General features: G+C 45.4%; 19 protein-coding genes. 2 read left to right on the top strand and 17 right to left on the bottom strand.

All coding sequences use genetic code 11. The annotated features are described in order from the left end of the window. Positions 1-151: 151 nt before the first annotated feature. From ABV409_RS00415 to ABV409_RS00385, 7 genes are all read right to left on the bottom strand, one after another. Positions 152-1,828, bottom strand: a complete 1,677-nt coding sequence (locus tag ABV409_RS00415) for a serine hydrolase domain-containing protein (protein ID WP_353875497.1) — start codon at positions 1,826-1,828, stop codon at positions 152-154. A 1,049-nt stretch (positions 1,829-2,877) separates the two neighbouring features. Continuing rightward, entirely contained in the window at positions 2,878-4,356 is a 1,479-nt protein-coding gene (locus ABV409_RS00410) for a cryptochrome/photolyase family protein (RefSeq protein ID WP_353875496.1), read from the bottom strand. Continuing rightward, positions 4,353-4,487: a DUF2256 domain-containing protein gene (locus ABV409_RS00405; protein WP_353875495.1), complete on the bottom strand. Its 135-nt coding sequence runs from the start codon at positions 4,485-4,487 to the stop codon at positions 4,353-4,355. The genes ABV409_RS00410 and ABV409_RS00405 overlap by 4 nt, the downstream gene beginning before the upstream one ends. Continuing rightward, the gene (locus ABV409_RS00400; protein WP_353875493.1) at positions 4,484-5,122 is read right to left on the bottom strand and encodes a flavin reductase family protein; all 639 of its coding nucleotides are present in this window, start codon (positions 5,120-5,122) and stop codon (positions 4,484-4,486) included. Before ABV409_RS00400 ends, ABV409_RS00405 begins: the two co-directional genes overlap by 4 nt. 8 nt (positions 5,123-5,130) lie before the next feature. Beyond that, entirely contained in the window at positions 5,131-6,240 is a 1,110-nt protein-coding gene (locus ABV409_RS00395) for an FAD-binding domain-containing protein (RefSeq protein WP_353875491.1), read from the bottom strand. Continuing rightward, positions 6,237-6,521: a TIGR03643 family protein gene (locus ABV409_RS00390; RefSeq protein ID WP_353875489.1), complete on the bottom strand. Its 285-nt coding sequence runs from the start codon at positions 6,519-6,521 to the stop codon at positions 6,237-6,239. The genes ABV409_RS00395 and ABV409_RS00390 overlap by 4 nt, the downstream gene beginning before the upstream one ends. Before the next feature lie 3 nt (positions 6,522-6,524). Continuing rightward, complete coding sequence (locus ABV409_RS00385; RefSeq protein WP_353875488.1) at positions 6,525-6,686, bottom strand: Lacal_2735 family protein; 162 nt, start codon at positions 6,684-6,686, stop codon at positions 6,525-6,527. Positions 6,687-6,855: 169 nt separating this feature from the next. On the opposite strand from ABV409_RS00385, the gene ABV409_RS00380 reads away from it, so the two are divergent. Next, positions 6,856-9,309: an alpha/beta hydrolase family protein gene (locus tag ABV409_RS00380; RefSeq protein WP_353875486.1), complete on the top strand. Its 2,454-nt coding sequence runs from the start codon at positions 6,856-6,858 to the stop codon at positions 9,307-9,309. 30 nt (positions 9,310-9,339) lie between these two features. Here the strand turns inward: ABV409_RS00380 and ABV409_RS00375 are convergent, their stop codons facing one another. The 10 genes from ABV409_RS00375 to ABV409_RS00330 form a co-directional block, all read right to left on the bottom strand. Continuing rightward, a complete protein-coding gene (locus ABV409_RS00375) occupies positions 9,340-10,230 on the bottom strand; it encodes a DUF5777 family beta-barrel protein (protein WP_353875484.1) in 891 nt (296 codons plus the stop codon). Beyond that, positions 10,220-10,765: a YceI family protein gene (locus tag ABV409_RS00370; RefSeq protein WP_353875482.1), complete on the bottom strand. Its 546-nt coding sequence runs from the start codon at positions 10,763-10,765 to the stop codon at positions 10,220-10,222. The genes ABV409_RS00375 and ABV409_RS00370 overlap by 11 nt, the downstream gene beginning before the upstream one ends. Position 10,766: 1 nt before the next feature. Next, entirely contained in the window at positions 10,767-11,195 is a 429-nt protein-coding gene (locus tag ABV409_RS00365) for an OB-fold protein (RefSeq protein WP_353875481.1), read from the bottom strand. A gap of 69 nt (positions 11,196-11,264) precedes the next feature. Beyond that, on the bottom strand, positions 11,265-11,432 hold the full coding sequence (locus tag ABV409_RS00360; protein WP_353875480.1) for a hypothetical protein: 168 nt from the start codon (positions 11,430-11,432) through the stop codon (positions 11,265-11,267). A 23-nt stretch (positions 11,433-11,455) separates the two neighbouring features. After that, positions 11,456-13,117, bottom strand: coding sequence for a lamin tail domain-containing protein (locus tag ABV409_RS00355; RefSeq protein WP_353875479.1), 1,662 nt, complete (start codon positions 13,115-13,117; stop codon positions 11,456-11,458). 148 nt (positions 13,118-13,265) lie between these two features. Beyond that, positions 13,266-13,550, bottom strand: coding sequence for a hypothetical protein (locus ABV409_RS00350; RefSeq protein WP_353875478.1), 285 nt, complete (start codon positions 13,548-13,550; stop codon positions 13,266-13,268). 10 nt (positions 13,551-13,560) lie between these two features. Further along, the gene (locus ABV409_RS00345; RefSeq protein WP_353875476.1) at positions 13,561-14,406 is read right to left on the bottom strand and encodes a DUF5777 family beta-barrel protein; all 846 of its coding nucleotides are present in this window, start codon (positions 14,404-14,406) and stop codon (positions 13,561-13,563) included. Between the two features lie 11 nt (positions 14,407-14,417). Further along, positions 14,418-14,825, bottom strand: coding sequence for a hypothetical protein (locus tag ABV409_RS00340; RefSeq protein WP_353875475.1), 408 nt, complete (start codon positions 14,823-14,825; stop codon positions 14,418-14,420). Further along, positions 14,822-15,385, bottom strand: coding sequence for a YceI family protein (locus ABV409_RS00335; RefSeq protein WP_353875473.1), 564 nt, complete (start codon positions 15,383-15,385; stop codon positions 14,822-14,824). Before ABV409_RS00335 ends, ABV409_RS00340 begins: the two co-directional genes overlap by 4 nt. 17 nt (positions 15,386-15,402) lie before the next feature. Then, positions 15,403-15,795 carry a hypothetical protein gene (locus ABV409_RS00330; RefSeq protein WP_353875472.1) on the bottom strand — a complete coding sequence of 131 codons (393 nt, stop codon included), beginning with the start codon at positions 15,793-15,795 and terminating at the stop codon, positions 15,403-15,405. A gap of 201 nt (positions 15,796-15,996) precedes the next feature. Here ABV409_RS00330 and ABV409_RS00325 point away from each other — a divergent pair, with 201 nt between their 5' ends. Beyond that, positions 15,997-17,109, top strand: coding sequence for a LytTR family transcriptional regulator DNA-binding domain-containing protein (locus ABV409_RS00325; protein ID WP_353875470.1), 1,113 nt, complete (start codon positions 15,997-15,999; stop codon positions 17,107-17,109). Positions 17,110-17,112: the final 3 nt, after the last annotated feature.

Below are 17,112 nucleotides of genomic sequence, written 5' to 3'. Positions count from 1 at the left end.
CTGCTAGTCCCTTCATTTTCAGCAAGGATGGTTGTTAAGTCGTACGACCGGTTTAGAATTTGATTTCAGCTATAAAGGATTACAACCTACAAATATTCCGTTGGGTAAAGACCATTGCTTAAGACCTTATTTTTCGTTTTATCAATTACGGTCATTGCTTATAACCTACTTTACGACTGGTTATATTTGTGATAGCTGGTATGATATAATCCATCATCATCGTATCAACGGTGGCATGTCCATTAGGATTACCATACGCAGATGCGGTAATGACCACTACAAAAGGAATATCTTTAAATACGAATATTTTATTTCCGCCATTACCTGTACAAAACGAAACTTCGTAATCCGTATCATTGACCGTAAATGTTTTGTTCCAAAATAGGTAACCGTAATATAAATTCTCTTTGCCAGCATAGGCTTGTGATACCTGTCTGGTTAAACTTTTCCGAACCCATTCACTGCTCACGATCTGTTGGTTATTCCATTTTCCTTCGTTCTTATTTAGCTGTCCATATTTAGCCAAATCAATGGCTCTCAATTGTATTCCCCCAGCCGTGCTGGCCACATTCTGTGGCGTATACTGCCATTTATAATCCTTGATATTTAATGGTGCGAAAAGATTTTTATCGGCGTATGAAGCAAGTCCATTAGGGACGGATTTATGGATAATATCCCCAAGGACCACTACACCAGCGGTAAAGTAGTTATAGTCTTGACCTATTATTTTATCCTGATGCATCGGTAAGTCAAGTCCAAACTTTACCCAATTATCGGTTGGGTACATATTTTCTTCATTCCCGGGATTACTATTATCCGAGTCATCACCAAGAAATCCCGATGTCATGGTCAAAAGAGATTTTAAGGTGACCGAATCTTTCTTTGAAGTGTAGTTTTTAAAAGACTTTAATTCATAATAGTCTTTAAGCTTAGCATCTTCACTTGGTATATAGTTCTCATCAATGGCAATGCCCATCATCGTAGATGCAAATGATTTTCCAACTGACCTGACATCGTGCAGGCTATCCCTTGATGAACCATTAAAATATTGTTCTATCAAAAGTTTACCGTCTTTGAGTACCACTAGGCCATTGATTTCGATACCATAGAGGCTAGCTTCCGCTATGCTCCTATTCAAGTTTTCAATTTTACGTCTGTCAAAATTGTCCTTAGACACTTCCCATCCACTATTTGGCTTTATTTTTTGGATAGCAATCAAATCGTTATCAATTTCAATTTCAGGAACTTCAACGGAAATGCTACCCTTAGCCAATAATCCACTTACTTTTAATGTGTCGTCGTTTATATAAGATCTAATTTCTATGGTTAAATTATGTTTTCCTTTCGTCCAGACCTCCTGACCGCTATGCCGTGTAATAAACCTTCTCCACATAAACCAGCCCCAAAACCCTATTTGTTCCGGTGTTACTAACCTTACTACTTTATTTAGTTCTTTTGTTTTTTGAATTTTTGTTCCAGCTCCTGTGTTAAGGTTTTCAACATAAGTGGTTTCACCATCTACTAAAAATGAAAACTGGAAGTTCCCTATACTCAGTAATTCTTCTTCAGAAAGGTTAGGGGCAAGTTTTTTAAGGCTTTCAATAAGGGGTTGCTCTAGACTAAAATGAAGACTTAAGAATTTGTTTTTGTGCAGAGTGAAAGTATTTACAAAATCATCTTGGGATACTTTATTTTGGGCAACATCGGTTTTTGAAAACAATATTTGGGTAATTTCTTCATTCTTAATCGTATCTCGTTTTAGTTGGTTATCCTTTTTACAGGATGTACACAAGCAAATAGTAAATAATAGCAGAAGATTTGATCTCATTATTTGGGTTTTTTAAAGTGGTTTTTGCCTATAGGTAACTGGTCAAGATTGTTATTAATATCAAGCTGTTTTCAATTTTGAAATGAACGGTTTGTTGGAGGTTCACTATTTGATAAATGAATCGGAGCGTCAAATGTCAGCTATCATCAAATAAACATTTATGACGCCTTATATATTTACAATTTCGCTTAAGCTTCAATTTGTTTTTTTCCTTTAAAAATTCTGCTCAAAAGCTTCCTTAGTAGTTTAGGTAGAAAGATCAAATGAGTATTCTCTGGGGGAGAATTTTAATTGAATCAATTCGAATAAGGCATCTGCTTTTGAAAACCGTTGGACTGAAATTTGAATCCCAGTAAAACTGCCATTGATACCAGCAATGGTTTCCAGCAAATAATTTTGGACATCTTTGTTTTGAACATGCGTTCTTTTTACGGCAAACATATGCTTGACAACGATCTCAAGCGACCGAATGCTTCCGTTAGGACACTTTTTTTTGTTTTTAAAAAGGACTCACTTGCTATAAGTTGGGTCATTTTATTAAAAATAGTGTTGCGTTGATTTCGAATAAAATCCACATTCATAAGCGTGATCAAGGGATGGGAACTGATCTCGTTCAGAAGATCATAGTCGATTTTTAAAGGTGGTTACAGAGTTTAGGGTTCGATTTGTTGGGTTAAAAATAAACAGTGACGATGAGGCTGATTGCAAACTCAATTGCTCCAATAACATATACCATTTGTGGGATATAGTTCACAAATGCCAAGCAAAAACTTTCTTCTGGTTGATGTGAAAATCAACACCGTCAAGTGTTTTCAGGTAGGAATTGAATTCCCTATTGCAAGTCCAATATTGATAAATGATCAAGAGCTTTCTTAACACCACAAAATAGCCGTTTTTTTGGGTTTGTTTATGTCGGACTAGTGCTACATATCAAGGGGTTCTATTCCTAGACTTTTTTAGTAATGCCAGGAATTCACGTTTTAAAGGACAACTGAAAATATCCAACTGTATTTTCGCAGTGGTAAGATTCAGGCGCTACAAAGTGTTATTTAGAGCGTTTCAAGAAATCGGGCGGCATGCCCATGGTGGGCCTGTTGCTTTTCAGGATGCATCTTGTCATAGGTACGCACCAACATTCCCAAACGAGGGTTTTTTAGGAAAAATTCCCGGTGTACATCCATAAACCGCCAAAAAAGACCGTCCCAGACCTGCTGCCAGTCACCCTTTTTATAATCGCTCATTTTGATGACATAGTTGCTGCCACTGATATAGGGTTTGGTCGCGAAAAGTCCCCCATCCGAGAATTGGCTCATCCCGTAAATGTTGGGTACCATCACCCAGTCGTAGGCATCGATGAACAGTTCCATGAACCAACGGTACACTTCGTTTGGATCGAATTCGCACAAAAGCATGAAATTACCCAAGATCATCAAACGTTCGATGTGGTGGCAATAGCCGGTTCGGAGTACTTTTTTTATCGTGTTGTCAATGGGTTCGATACCCGTCGTGCCATCGTAGAAAGATGCAGGGATCTTACGGTTGAAATTCCAGAAATTACGGGTTCTGATTTCCCCACCATGTACTTGGTAAATCCCCCTGATAAATTCGCGCCATCCGATGATTTGGCGTACGAAGCCTTCCGTCGAATTGATGGGGATCTGCGAAGTTTCCGCAAAATCAAGACTGCTTTCCAATACGTACTGTGGGGTGAGTAAGCCAACGTTCAACATCGGGGTCAAAACGCTGTGGTTCAAGATGTATTCCGATTTGACAATCGCATCTTCATAAGCACCGAATTCGGCGAAACGATATTGCAGGAATTGGGTCAACCAGGCCTTCGATTCGCTATACGTGGTCGGATACCACGAGGTGGTCTCCAAACGACCAGGATTGGTGCCGAAATGAAGCTCGGTATAGGCCACCGCCTCTTGATAATAAGGGTTCTTATCCGGGAAGTGGATTGGTGGCGGTATTTTTTTGGCGGGATATTTTTTCCGATTCTCCGTGTCGAAGGTCCACTTGCCCCCTTTGGGTTTTCGCTCCTTATCGAGTAAGATACCACGCTGTTTCCGTTGTTCGGTATAAAAATGGGTCTGATGGTAGCGTTTCCTCCCCTTTTTGAAATAGTCCGCTATGGCCGCATCGTCGTTGAGAAAACATGGTGATTCGGTAATGTGCAAGGCGATGGCGTTGGCTTCACATGCGGTTGTAATTCGGCTTAACAACCAATCATCGACCGGATCCATTATTTCAATGCGGCCTATACCGGCCTTGGCCAGATCGGGAATCAGTCTTCGTATGTCGGAACGCCCATCAATCGATTCGATATAGTTTATCGAAACCCCTTGGTTTTTGGCATGATCTGCAAAAGCCTTCATGCTGGCCCTGTGAAAGGCTAACTTTTGTTTGTGGAAGGCAAATTGTGTGAAAAACAGCTGTTCTTCCAACAAATAGCAAGGGGCTTTAAAAGAAAACAAGGGATTGTTTTCAAACAATTGATGTGGAAAAAGAATACAAACGGTCTTCATGCTTGTTTGTTTCTGCGGCAGCGTTCACTGCAATACTTGACATGCTCCCAATCACGTTCCCATTTCTTGCGCCAACGAAAAGGGCGCTGGCAGCGCAAACAAGTTTTCACGGGCAGCTCACTTTTTTTCATGGTTCACGCTTGAAATCAGGGGTTTCATCGACCCGGGCATACGGGAATTCGGCCAATTTGGTCAAACCGTAATAGCTGTTAAGACCAGAAATGCCAACGCCTTCAAAAGTCGAAAGGTCCATTTCGGAATTCACGCTATACAAGTCGTCATCGACATGGATAAAATTGATTTCCCCAATAACCAAAAAGGTACCGTTATGCTTTATCGGCATGATTTCAACCAATGCCAACCCGATCCTTATCCTGCTTTCGGCAACGAAAGGAGCGGCTATGCCTTCAACGAAAGTAGAGGTAAGCCCACAGCGATCGAATTCGGAAACCGTTCGATCGAATTTCGCCGACGTATAGTGGGCCTTTTCGATCAAGTCGGTATGGATGTGATTGATGGTGAAACTGCCGGTGGTTTTGATATTGTCCAAGCTGTGCCGCGGAACGGTGTCCGGTCTACAGATATAGGCCATCAATGCGGGATCGCTGCCCAAATGGACTACCGAACTGATTATGGCCAGATTCGTTTGTCCTGAAGTCGAAACAGTGCCGATCAGGTTTGCGGGTTTGATGCCCGATAGGGCATTGATCAAGCGTAAACGGGGCACCCTATCCAATTCCGCAATGGCAAGTTTGTCCAGTTCCATACCGTGGCTTAAAGTTCTTTTTTACACCGTTTCCAAAATGCGAAAAACGAGCGATAATACCCATTTACCGAAAACATCCAGTCCCTTGGGGTTTCGATGCCTTCGTAATGTCGGTTGAGCGGATGTTCCTTGTAATGGAGTTGGGACGTTCCCAAGTTTTGTTTCAGGGCTTCGAATTCCCCTACGAACACCTGAATGTCTGGAATGTTCTTGGTCAACGCCATCATGAAATCCACACTTTGTTGACCAATCGGGTATTGGGCGAAAACCGAGGGCTCCAACAATAAGATTCGGTTGGCATTCTTATCAGCCATCCAATTCGGATCAAGATTATAAAAGTTGTATATCAGCGTGGGTCTGTCGGGTACTATCGATAGTGCATCCGATTCAGGAAAGGGGGTGTAGAAAACCGGTTGCGCGATATTTTCTAGTGAATCGGGAACCGGAATCGAAACGATTTCATCGTAGGAAACGTCCAAAAAGGTACCATGTTGATCGCTTTGGCAATAGGTGTTGATATTGCCTTGATTGGCGTAGTATTTTTTGCTGCTGTTCGCCCCAACGACCCATTGCCAGCTTAAGGCATTACTGGCCCAATCAGCGTCTAGTAAATGGTAGTACATCCATCGGGCGGGGAGCAACCAATGCGACTTCGAAATATTTCCCACGATGGAGGCAACGTACATGCGAAGGTGGTTGTGCATATAACCGGTATCATAAAGGGTCTTGAGGCCGTTGTCGATGGCATCGATACCCGTTCGCGCATCCAATATCGCTTGGGCAATCCCTCGGTTTTCAACTCCCGACTGTGGCTGTCTGATGGCTGAGTTGATCTCATGGCCCTTAGCGATCCAAAGTTGTTGCCAATAGTCGCGCCAGGCCAATTCCTGTAGGAACTTTTCAATACTGCTCGGGGGGTAGCCTCGGTTCAACACGGATTCCATCACCATTTTGGTCGATAGGACACCGCGTGAGATATAGGGTGAAAGGTAGGTGACTGCCCCATCAAGGAAATTACGGGTTTTGCCATAACGGATGGGATCTACGGCCAGCATCCGTTCGATGATGGTATCGGTATCGGTCGGGAACCTATGACGGGCCATGACGTTCTCTGTCATGGTCTTTTACTGATTTTGTTGTTCGAAATGTGACGCTGTCGGCTGCATTTGAACCGGTCGATTTCAGGATTCCTTTTTTTCAGGTGTTTGCTGCTTACCCCACTGTTCACCCTCTTTCGCCAATGATTGAAACTGCTGCGTTTCAATTCGGAGCGCATAATTTTGATGACTTCCTTTTCAGCCAGGCCAAATTGATATTCGATGGCCTCGAAAGGGGTGCGGTCTTCCCAGGCCATTTCGATGATCCGGTCGACTTGTGCTTCTGTTAGGGCAGCGGACATGACTTAAGTGAGGGCTTCGATCTTTTGCATCACCGCTTCGGCTTCCGCAACTTTTTCATCACTCAATTTTCGATTGCTGGTCGACAGTCGATGTGCTTCGGCAAGCAACTTGCGATACTGGTCTTGCAATTTCTCTTTTTCAGTTTTTCTAGTAAAGAATCCCATAATGTTTAATAAATGACAAAAAATCTTAAACAAAAATAAACTATTGTAGGCGCATTTGAAAAAAATGACCGTTGTAATCCATGCCATTTAGGAAAATTTAACGGCTTCTTAAATCCAGCTTGCTGGGGATATTTCTATCTTGAAGCTTCCAATCAAAATCAATCACTGTATGAAACGCCCTTTATCCTTGCTTCTGTTGCTTTTTGTTGCGAATGCCTTCGCACAAGACAATCTCTCTTACCAGCAGCCGCCCCAGGAAATCCTGGAGCTTGCCGATGTTGATCTAGCCCCTTTGGTGCGCATTGACAGCAAAGGCGAACGCATGGTCTTGATCTATCGGAACCAGTATAAATCCATTCGCGAACTGTCGGAAACCGAAATGCGCCTCGCCGGACTACGCATCAATCCGGTAACCAATATTGGCAGTCGGACGCGGTTCTATACTAATTTGAAGGTCAAAAAAGTGGCTGACAAAGAAGCCGTTCAAGTTGCGGGATTACCTGAGAATGCACGTCTTTCTGGTTTCACCTGGTCACCGGATGAATCTATGATCGCCTGTCTGAATACCACGGCGACCGGGGTCGAAGTCTGGATATTGGATATCGCTTCCGCTTCCGTGAAGAAGATCACGGGGGCTACCATCAACGCGAACATGGGAAGTGCACTTCGTTGGTTCGGCGACAACCAACACCTTTTGGTAAAGGTACTTTCACCCAATAGAAAGGCTTTGATAGATACGAAGTCAGCGGTTCCGACCGGGCCGACCATTTCGGTCAGCGACGGTTCCAAAGCCCAGAACAGAACGTACCAAGACCTTTTGAAAACCCCTAATGATGAATTCAATTTCGAGCAGTTGGCTTTGTCCGAAATCAAAAAGATAGCCATTGACGGTACGGTTTCCGATTTTCTTCCAGAGGCCATGTATCGCGGTGTCAGCTTTTCACCAGATGGCCAATACGTCATGGTCAGCAAGATCAAGCGGCCGTTCTCTTATTTGGTCACCTACTCCCGTTTTCCTAGTGAAAGCAATGTATATAACACCAATGGAAACTTGGTGGCCCAAGTGAACGATGTTCCTCTTGATGAGGTGCGCCCCAAAGGTTTTATGTCAACACGCATGGGAAAACGGAACATGCAATGGCGCGATGATCAGCCTGCTACTTTGGTTTGGACCGAAGCCTTAGACGAAGGGGATGCCGCTAAGGAGGTCGCTTACCGTGATGCACTGTATCAGTTAAAGGCCCCATTTACCGGTAAGGCTGACCTATTGTTGCAGACTGCCCAACGTTTTGGGGGCGTGGAATGGGGTGACGAGGATACCGCGGTCGCCTACGATTATTGGTGGAATACGCGAAACTTGAAGACCTATCTTTTCAATCCTTCCGATGCTACCGAAGCTCCCAAGGTCATCGGCGACCGAAATTACCAAGACCGTTACAGCGATCCGGGAAATTTCGTGACCGCCAAAAACGCTTATGGTAGACGCACCTTGAAAGAAAGCGACGGAAAATTGTTCTTGATGGGCGATGGGTATACCAAAGACGGACAGTTCCCATTCGTTGATGCCTTTGATCTACAAACCCAGGAAACCGAACGGCTCTATCAATCGGAGTACACCGACAAATTGGAAAGCTTGAATGCGGCGATCGATATGGATGCAGGTAAGATTTTGGTACGCATCGAATCACAGACCGAGTATCCCAACTATTACTTCCGGAATATCAAAGGGGATAACGAACTTACTGCCTTGACGGCTTTTGAAAATCCGTTCAAGAGTTTGGAAGAGGTAGACAAAAGGGTCATCAATTACAAACGGGACGATGGCCTTGACCTTGAAGGTACCCTCTATTTGCCCTTAGACTACGAGGAAGGTAAAAAATATCCGATGATCCTTTGGGCTTATCCTAGGGAATTCAAGGATAAATCAAGTGCTTCACAAAGTACGACCAATCCCAATGAATTCGTTTATCCATATTGGGGTTCCCCGATTTACTGGGTGACACGGGGTTATGTGGTCTTGGATGACGCTGCCTTTCCGATCGTTGGCGAAGGGGATGAAGAGCCCAATGATACGTTTCGAAGCCAGTTGGTCGGTAACGCCAAAGCAGCCATCGATGCAGTCGATGAACTCGGGTATATCGATCGTGAAAAAGTAGCTGTTGGCGGGCACAGTTATGGAGCCTTCATGACGGCCAATTTGCTCTCGCATTCGAACCTGTTCGCCGCCGGCATCGCCCGCAGCGGGGCGTACAACCGGACCTTGACACCCTTCGGATTTCAAAGCGAGGAACGTAGCTATTGGGAAGCCCCTGAGGTGTATTACACCATGTCACCCTTTATGCATGCCGATAAGATGAAAACACCTTTGCTCTTGATACATGGGGTCGCTGACAACAATTCAGGAACGTATCCCTTGCAAAGTGAGCGGTACTTCAATGCCTTGAAAGGTTTAGGGGCACCTGTGCGCTTGGTCATGTTGCCCAAAGAGAGCCATGGATATCGTGCTAAAGAGTCGATCATGCACATGCTTTGGGAACAAGACAGTTGGTTGGAGACCCACGTAAAAAACAAGAAGACGGAAACCGCGATCGAAAATGCCGAACAGTTCAAGGATCGACCTTAAGCTCAAGTCGATGCAATCCGTTTCGGCACCTTAGCGGTCGTTCCTCCTTAGATGCAATATGAAGGTGGCGTTGAAACCGAAAAATAGGTTGCCGTCACGGGTATTGAAGTTATTTCTAGTTTGGGTGATGAAAGCGTCTTCTGCGATATTCGGCGCATTACTCAAATGGAATTGGAGCATCAAATCGGTCATTTCCCAATTAACACCGATGGCAAACGCATCAAATGTGGTAACCGATTCAATAGGGTTGGTGAGGTAATAGTATTCCGAGGAAATGGAAACATGCCCACCGATCCGGTAACGTCCTCCAAAGCCGATCGCAAAATGGTTTCTAGGGTCTTCCGTACTCAATGAGGAGTTACGATGTATGAAGGTCGGTGCCAATTGAAGTGAGAGGTTCCTAGTGAATTTACGGGCCAATAAGGCTTGTGTGGTAAAGGATAACTTATCTGAAAAACCGTCACTGCGATTGATGCTGCGGTTCGGATTGGTGCGAATACTTGTATTTTGAAACACGGTCAAGCTAAACGGTGCTCCTTTGCCTTGTGAGACTTGCCGAATCAATTTGTATTTCAAATGACCATCCAAGATGCCGTCGAAGGTGGTTGCGCCCACTCCTAAGCTCAATCGATCCGAAATGGCATACGACAACCCAAATCGGGTGCTTACCCGATCGGCCAGAAAACCTTGGGTGCGCTGCGGAATGTTCCAAAAACGGGTGTTGGCCGAAATCTCCAAGGTACCTTGTTTTCGGGTTTGTACGGATTGGCCTAAAGCCAAAACGGTCGTCTTGAAGGTAGCTTCGGTCAGAATGGTCTGATCGTCGATTTCCTGTTCTACCTCATCTAACAGCGATTGTGCCCTTCCTAACGAAACGGTACATACGAATAGGACCAGCAGATAGCGTGCTTTATTTTTCATAGGATGCAAATTGGATTCTAAAGGTCACTTCGATGGTTTTCGCGATATTACCGGCCACAATGGGCGGTATTTTGATTTGGTAATCGGCCACGGTCATCGTAAAGGATCCCGTTAAGAGCAATCCTTGACCGACACGTTCAATGGTGGTTTTGATTTCTTTTTCTTTGGTCACCCCATGAAGGCTGATCATGCCTTTGACCAATTTGGTCTGGGTATCGGGCAGCTTGGGATCGAACTCCAAAATCCTTCCTTCAAAAGTCGCTTTAGGGTGGATGTCCGATTCGATATAACTTTCATTAAAGTGCTCTTGCATCAAGGCTTTTTTGAAGACAAAAGCCCGCATCAACATACTGATGGCGATTTCGTTCTTGTCTAAATCGATGATGCTGAAGACTTGGTTGTTGGTCGCTTCGATGTTCTCTACCGAGGTATAGGAAAAAAAGGAAACCTGTCCTTGTCTAGCCACCAATCGGTCTTGGCCAAAGACGAGTGTCATCGGAAACAGCAGTAAGAGTATTAAGGTCGGTCGGTTCATTTTAGTTGGCGATTAATACACAGTTCAGTAATATGGCATCCATCAAAAAGCCTTTGCAGACCCCTTTCAGTTTTATGGAATCGCCCTTGGCGATCGATTGGATTTCTTCGACCATGCCACTGTCCATATCGCAAATCAAACAGGCATATTCGCCCTGTCCTTGCAATAATACGGTATATCGGTTATTCAAAAAAGTGACTTCCTTGACGGTGCCAGCCACTTCGATGACTTTTTCAACATAATTTTCATTGGCTTTCGCCTCATCCGCAAGAAATTCAGCCAAGAGATCCTTGGAGCTGATCTTGATTTCAACTAGGGTGTCGGAGTCGACGGTTTCAGGAGCCCGGTTCACGTAGTGCACCACCCAAATGATGAGAAGAACGACCAAAGTGAGGAAGCCGATTGCCGCAATGTAGTTTTTTCGAGCCATTTCAATAGGTGCCTTGATAACCGAAAGGGCCAGAATTATGGAAACTGGCCCTTTGGTTTCAGACTAAACTTAACTTAAAAAACAAGACATAGCAATTTGTTTCCCATCAATTTTAATGATCGTTGAGGTCGGTGGGTCGACTTCGTTTGCGGCATAGGCACTATCGTCATCATCATTACACGAGTAGCCCAGTACCCCTAGTAAGATCATCAAGTACATTATAAATCTAGTCTTCATAATATGAATTTTAAGGTTCACGATTAGTTGCCGGTATCGGTACCGTCATTGTATCCATCATAACCGTCGTTGGAACCATCGTTGCTTCCGTTTCCGTTGCCGTTATTTTGCCCGCCTTGGCTATTCGATGAACTTGATGAGCCGTTTCCTGATCCCAGGGTAGGGGTGGTGTCTTCTGCCCAATCATCGGCGGTGAATCCTTCTCCATCATAAGCGATGCTGGATCCTGATGCTACATTCGGTACAAAACCTCCCGCATTCCAGATACCCGCTTCGACGGCAACACCTTCCCTGGCATTTCCTGAGTTCCCCCATTGTACGAAACTCCTGATGTTGTCGGCATTACCGAATCCATTGTTATTGGCGTATAGCCCCAAACCGCCCGCATCGTTAGGGGCTTCCAAAGCTGCTGGGGTAATCACCAAGAAATCACCAGGGGCCAAGTTGACATCCCCAGAAACTATGGTAGTCATAGCTGGGTCACCGATCCTGAAGTATTGGCCAGGTCCGAAGCACATCCAGTAGTCCGATAGATCTATGGTCGTGTTTCCGTTGTTATACAATTCGATGAGATCTTCTACCAAATATTCGACTTCGTTGATAATGACCGAACGGATTTCAGGTGCGGTAAAGCTGTTGGCAGCACCGAAGGTCGTTGTTGTGGTCTCAGACCAATCGGCTGCTGATGAGCCTTCCCCATCATAGGCGATGCTGTTGTCGGCACTACCTACAACGTCGACGTATTCGCCAGCGGTCCAGAGCCCTGCTTCGACGGCCACATTCTCACGTGGACTACCTGCAGCACCCCATTGGACGAAATCCAGGATGTTGGCGGCATCAGCAAAGCCATCGTTGTTGGCATAAAGACCGATACCTCCTGTAGCGCTGGGCATTTCATAGGCAATACTCAAAAAGGCGCCAGGTTGAAGGTTCAAATCGCCTTCAACGTTCAAGTCGCCGACCCTTCTATAGGTTCCTGGGCCGAGGCAAAGAAAATAATCACTCACATCAACGGCCACATTACCGTTGTTGTACAATTCTAGGAAGTTGCCCAAGTAACCGACCTCGTTCAAAACAACGGAGGCTTCAGGGGTAACAGGTTCCGTGACGACATTGGAGCTTCCCAAAGTAACGGTAGAGGTCTCGGTCCAATCGGATGAGGCTTCCCCTTCCCCATCATATACAATACTGTTGGCCGAATCTTCAAGAACGGGGATAAAATCACCAGCGGTCCAAATTCCAGCGGCAACGGCTACATTTTCGCGCGCGCTCCCCGCATTACCCCACTGAACGAAATCGGCGATGTTCGCGGCATCACCGAACCCGGAGTTGTTGATGTAAAGACCAAGACCACCGGTAGCTCCTGGACGTGCATAGTTCAAGACCAAGAAATCACCCGGTTCCATAGTGGCATTTCCTGAGGTGATCAAGGTGCTGACCCGATCGTAAGTGCCTGGGCCAAGGCAAAGGAAATAATCGCTTACATCAATGGCGATATCACCATTGTTGTAGAGTTCGACTTCGGCGCTAAGGTAAGCGACTTCGTTGATGACGACCGAGGCTTCACCTACAGGTCCGTTGTCAACGGGTGGGTTGGAGGTATCGTCGGGCACCTCGGTGACATCGTCTTCCGAGCACGCCATAATAGCGATAGCAATTGCAAATAGTGATAGAAACTTTTTCATTTTAATTGTTTTTATAGGATTTGTTAATTTCTGCTACAAAGCAACGATGCCTTGTGTGCTTCTTTTTTATAAATGTGTGTGAAAGGGAATTTTCGGCCTTAAAAGGGAATAAATTCAGTTGGCCGAATTCCACTTTTCACAAATGGTTTTAGGCGCATTCCCTTTGAATATCAAGTATTTGAGTGCATTCTATGCATGGAATGTCAAAACCGATCCGTTCTTCGCCCCGTTCGGGGAACCCTAAGTCGGAAAGGGCGTTCAATACCTTTGAAATTTCATTTGCCCTGATAAAATTGAAGACCACTAGGGCTTCTTCAGGATACAATCGTACATGGGTCACATCTTCAATTTGCGACAAGACGTTTTTGATGGTTTCGGCGCATCGCTGGCAAAAAGATTGCTGGACCGGAATACGGGCTGTGTGTGATTTCATCGCTTCCATCTTAAAAGACCCTTGATAGATTGAAGCCAAAGAAAATATCCAGTTCCGACCAATCACCGGTGGCCCGACCCAAAAAGCCATTGGTATTCATCGGCTGGGCGTTGGTGAAGTGCAGTTGGAAAACGTGTCCCCCGGTTTCGATGTCAATACCGATCGATAGTGGGTTCTTGAACGGTGAGGTATCGGCGCGGTTCAAATGCAATCCGTAATCGACATTCAATGAAAGCCGTTTCGATAGTTTGTGCCTTCCGCCGAATCCCAGGGCGTATTGTGAATTTTCCTGTTCATCGATCGATACCAAATTATCGTGGAAAAAGGTGGGGATAAGTTCCAAGGAAAAATTCTTGTTGAATTTTTTGGAAATCAGCAATTGGGCGGTGTATCCCAAACGGTTTTGGAATTCCAACCCCGGAAGGTTCCCCTGATCCAAGGCACCGTTCACCAAAACGGTACCAAAACCGACGAGGGTGATCGGAAAGCCTTTCTTTTGCTGTCGGGCCAAGCGAACTTTTAACGAACTTTCATAGGTTTTCAAGAAGGAACTACGTGAAACCCCTAGGGTGACCCCATCTGAGATTCCATAGATAAAATTCAATCGGGTAACCGCTTGGTCAAGACCGAAAAAGTCTTCAAAACCTGGTTTTATCGATCCAAAACGGTGCGAGACTACAAAGTAGAGTTCGTTTTTTGAGACCATTTTGGTCGATTCGAAATTGACGATTTTCAAACCTTTGAACGCGGCACTTTCATAATTGTCGGTCGCATCGGTATCGATTTCGTCGAATAGATCGTCTTGTGCTATCCCATATAGGGGTGCAAAAAACAGAAGGAAAAACAGTATTCTCATTGTTGGTGTTTTTAGTTTGTTATCAATAATATGGCTTGGTCGACCTTGACCATTTCGAGCAGATCGTCATAACCGACATAGCGCCCTTTCATCACTACCATGGCCCCTTCGGACAACTGTGGGGGTTCCCGCTCGGGATCCAGGGCGACTTGAACGCTTCCGTCCAATATGATGGTGTTGCCACCTTCTATTTCGGAGATGCCCCCGCTGATTTCGATGACGCTGTCGGCAAGTGCCTGTTCTTCGGAAACCGAGGCCTGGACCTTCTGCATGAGTGCAGCCGTCTCAATTCGCAATGCCGCTTTCTCTTCGGCGATATCGCGATGCCCGCCGAACAGGTACTCATTGGCTGCGAACGCCAACAAGGCAACCAGTAAGATCGAAACGACGGTTACCGCTATTTTTCTTTGTTGTTTCATTTCTTCAGAAGTTTGAAATTGACGGCAACCAAAACCTCTTTGGCGATTTTGTTGCGAACGATTTTTGGGATTTCAATGGCAAAGTCCTGGGGTGTCACCCTGAATTCACCTTCTATAAAAATGGTGTCTTCGATACGATGGATGTTCATGGTATCGTCAAGTTCATGGGTGACCCCGTGAAGTTCAAGGGTGCCTTTGATGCGTGCGGTTTTCGGGCTCGCATCCAAACCGTTAAGGTCCGTGTCCAAAAGTTCGCCTTTGAAAATCGCTTTGGGGTAGGTATCCGATTCGATGTAATTCTCGTTGAAGTGTTCTTGCATCAACGAATTCTTGAATCGAAATCCTTTGACCAGGGCAAGGGCGGCGATTTGATTGGTGGCCACATCAAGAATGGCCGTGGCAGATCCGGTGGTCGCCTTGACCTCTTGGAAGAGTTTTTCGGAAGCTTCGAAGGTAATCGAGCCGGTCTTGTCGATAAATTTCGATTGGGCCCGGCATATTTGGGTGCCGGATGTCGCTATGACCAAGCATAGCAATACTAAGGTTTTCAGTGTTTTCATTTCAGTTTGTTTAGAGGTTATTCAGGTGTTCCTTCCTCGATCCATTGTGCGATCAAATCGATGGATGCTTGAGGGATTCTCGCTGCTGGGGGCATCGCACCCGGTTCTCCGGTTTGCAAGGATGTCGTGCGGAGAATGGCATCGCTCCGAGAGCTGACCTGTGCAAAAGTGGTCAGTGAAAACGGTGCCCCGTTTCGTGTAGGGTTCGAATGACAACCCAAGCAGTTTCTGGTGATGATGGGGGCGATGTCGTCGCCATAGGTGACCGTGGCGTTGGTCCCGTCATCAGGGTCTACGGTTTCTTCGTTTTCCCCTTCTTCGACTAACAGGAGGTCACTTTCACTGTCATTCGTACAGCCGATCAAAAGGAGCACGAGAACGGCTTGGAAGAAGATTGCTTTTCTTTTCATACGTTTGTTTTTGGTTGAACATTTATTTTTTGCTTCACCACAAAGCAACTGATGACCAAAGGATTACATCATATAAATGTTGGCGAAAGGGAACTTTGGGCCTTGAAAGGGAAAGGAGTTGTTTGAAAAGGGTGCCTAAAACCGATAACTTTCGATCGGCATACATTTGAACGGCAATCGAGGTTTTACTATTTTGGACGCATGCGAAAAGACCGCTTGTACTTTTTTACCTTTTTGGCGATTACCTGCATCTTTATTTTGATTGCCGGAATTTCAATTCGCTCTATTATCAAGGTCAGTGCGAATGAACTGCTCAAGACCCAATTGGAATCGAGCAAACGGGAAGCGAAAGAAGTGGCCACCCTCGTCGGCATGCAACTGGCGAACGGAATGAATCGGGATAGTGTGGTCGCTATGGTACAGAAAAGCATCGAACATACCGATATCGAGAACGGTTTTATTTGCATGTTCGATTGGTCGGGCAAGGAGATCTGCCATCCTGATATCACGAAAGTAGGGCAGCAGATCAATCCCCAGCAATCTTCGGTATCGTCGATTGATGGTGAAATGACCTCTGAAGATTTTTATGACCTCTTGGTGAACCGCCGGAACGTGGGTGGGTTACTTGATTTTAAGGAAGAGGATAAAGAATCGGAGATCATTTACCTCTATCCTGTTGCGAATTCGGATTGGATCATCGCTGCGCATGCCAACACCGAAAAGATCACCTCGCAAATCGGTGCGCTGCGCGGAAAATTCTACACCATCTTCAGCATCATGGGTTTTGCCATCATTTTATGTTCCGTCATTTTGGTGCGGTTGATCGGAAGTTCCTATGAGAAGCGCTTGGAAGCCAAGAACCAAAAACTCGAAGACGAGGTCATCAATTTGGCCAAGCTCAACAAAGACCTTGACAATTACCAACAACGGGTGACCGAGACGGATCCCGATGCGAAGAGCGAGGTCACCGATAAGGGCAAAAAGCGGATCTTGACCTATGTCCGCAACGAACTGAGACCCATTTCGACCGAAGAGATCGCCTATATCTTTATGGAAAGTACGGTGACTTACGTCGTAGCGATCAATGGGGCACAATCTACTTCGAATTCAAGCCTTGATGAGTTGTTTTCCCATTTGGACGACACCCATTTTTATAGGGCGAACAGGCAATTCATCGTCGCGATTTCGGCCATTCGAAAAATCATTAAATACGGAAACAACCAATTAAAATTGGTCGTCGAACCCGATTCGGATTTTGATATCATCATCAGCAAGAACCGGGCAGCCGAATTCAAGCAGTGGTTGAATTCTTAAGTA

This window comes from Flagellimonas algarum (assembly GCF_040513375.1).
GTDB lineage: Bacteria > Bacteroidota > Bacteroidia > Flavobacteriales > Flavobacteriaceae > Flagellimonas_B > Flagellimonas_B algarum.
The sequence above is the reverse complement of the archived record's forward strand: the minus strand, read 5'-3'. Positions and strand labels throughout refer to the sequence as shown.

Bases quoted from the DNA above. Each gene is read 5' to 3' on its own strand.
- ABV409_RS00415 (WP_353875497.1), bottom strand. From the start codon at position 1,828: ATGAGATCAAATCTTCTGCTATTATTTACTATTTGCTTGTGTACATCC.
- ABV409_RS00410 (WP_353875496.1), bottom strand. From the start codon at position 4,356: ATGAAGACCGTTTGTATTCTTTTTCCACATCAATTGTTTGAAAACAAT.
- ABV409_RS00405 (WP_353875495.1), bottom strand. From the start codon at position 4,487: ATGAAAAAAAGTGAGCTGCCCGTGAAAACTTGTTTGCGCTGCCAGCGC.
- ABV409_RS00400 (WP_353875493.1), bottom strand. From the start codon at position 5,122: ATGGAACTGGACAAACTTGCCATTGCGGAATTGGATAGGGTGCCCCGT.
- ABV409_RS00395 (WP_353875491.1), bottom strand. From the start codon at position 6,240: ATGACAGAGAACGTCATGGCCCGTCATAGGTTCCCGACCGATACCGAT.
- ABV409_RS00390 (WP_353875489.1), bottom strand. From the start codon at position 6,521: ATGTCCGCTGCCCTAACAGAAGCACAAGTCGACCGGATCATCGAAATG.
- ABV409_RS00385 (WP_353875488.1), bottom strand. From the start codon at position 6,686: ATGGGATTCTTTACTAGAAAAACTGAAAAAGAGAAATTGCAAGACCAG.
- ABV409_RS00380 (WP_353875486.1), top strand. From the start codon at position 6,856: ATGAAACGCCCTTTATCCTTGCTTCTGTTGCTTTTTGTTGCGAATGCC.
- ABV409_RS00375 (WP_353875484.1), bottom strand. From the start codon at position 10,230: ATGAAAAATAAAGCACGCTATCTGCTGGTCCTATTCGTATGTACCGTT.
- ABV409_RS00370 (WP_353875482.1), bottom strand. From the start codon at position 10,765: ATGAACCGACCGACCTTAATACTCTTACTGCTGTTTCCGATGACACTC.
- ABV409_RS00365 (WP_353875481.1), bottom strand. From the start codon at position 11,195: ATGGCTCGAAAAAACTACATTGCGGCAATCGGCTTCCTCACTTTGGTC.
- ABV409_RS00360 (WP_353875480.1), bottom strand. From the start codon at position 11,432: ATGAAGACTAGATTTATAATGTACTTGATGATCTTACTAGGGGTACTG.
- ABV409_RS00355 (WP_353875479.1), bottom strand. From the start codon at position 13,117: ATGAAAAAGTTTCTATCACTATTTGCAATTGCTATCGCTATTATGGCG.
- ABV409_RS00350 (WP_353875478.1), bottom strand. From the start codon at position 13,550: ATGAAATCACACACAGCCCGTATTCCGGTCCAGCAATCTTTTTGCCAG.
- ABV409_RS00345 (WP_353875476.1), bottom strand. From the start codon at position 14,406: ATGAGAATACTGTTTTTCCTTCTGTTTTTTGCACCCCTATATGGGATA.
- ABV409_RS00340 (WP_353875475.1), bottom strand. From the start codon at position 14,825: ATGAAACAACAAAGAAAAATAGCGGTAACCGTCGTTTCGATCTTACTG.
- ABV409_RS00335 (WP_353875473.1), bottom strand. From the start codon at position 15,385: ATGAAAACACTGAAAACCTTAGTATTGCTATGCTTGGTCATAGCGACA.
- ABV409_RS00330 (WP_353875472.1), bottom strand. From the start codon at position 15,795: ATGAAAAGAAAAGCAATCTTCTTCCAAGCCGTTCTCGTGCTCCTTTTG.
- ABV409_RS00325 (WP_353875470.1), top strand. From the start codon at position 15,997: ATGCGAAAAGACCGCTTGTACTTTTTTACCTTTTTGGCGATTACCTGC.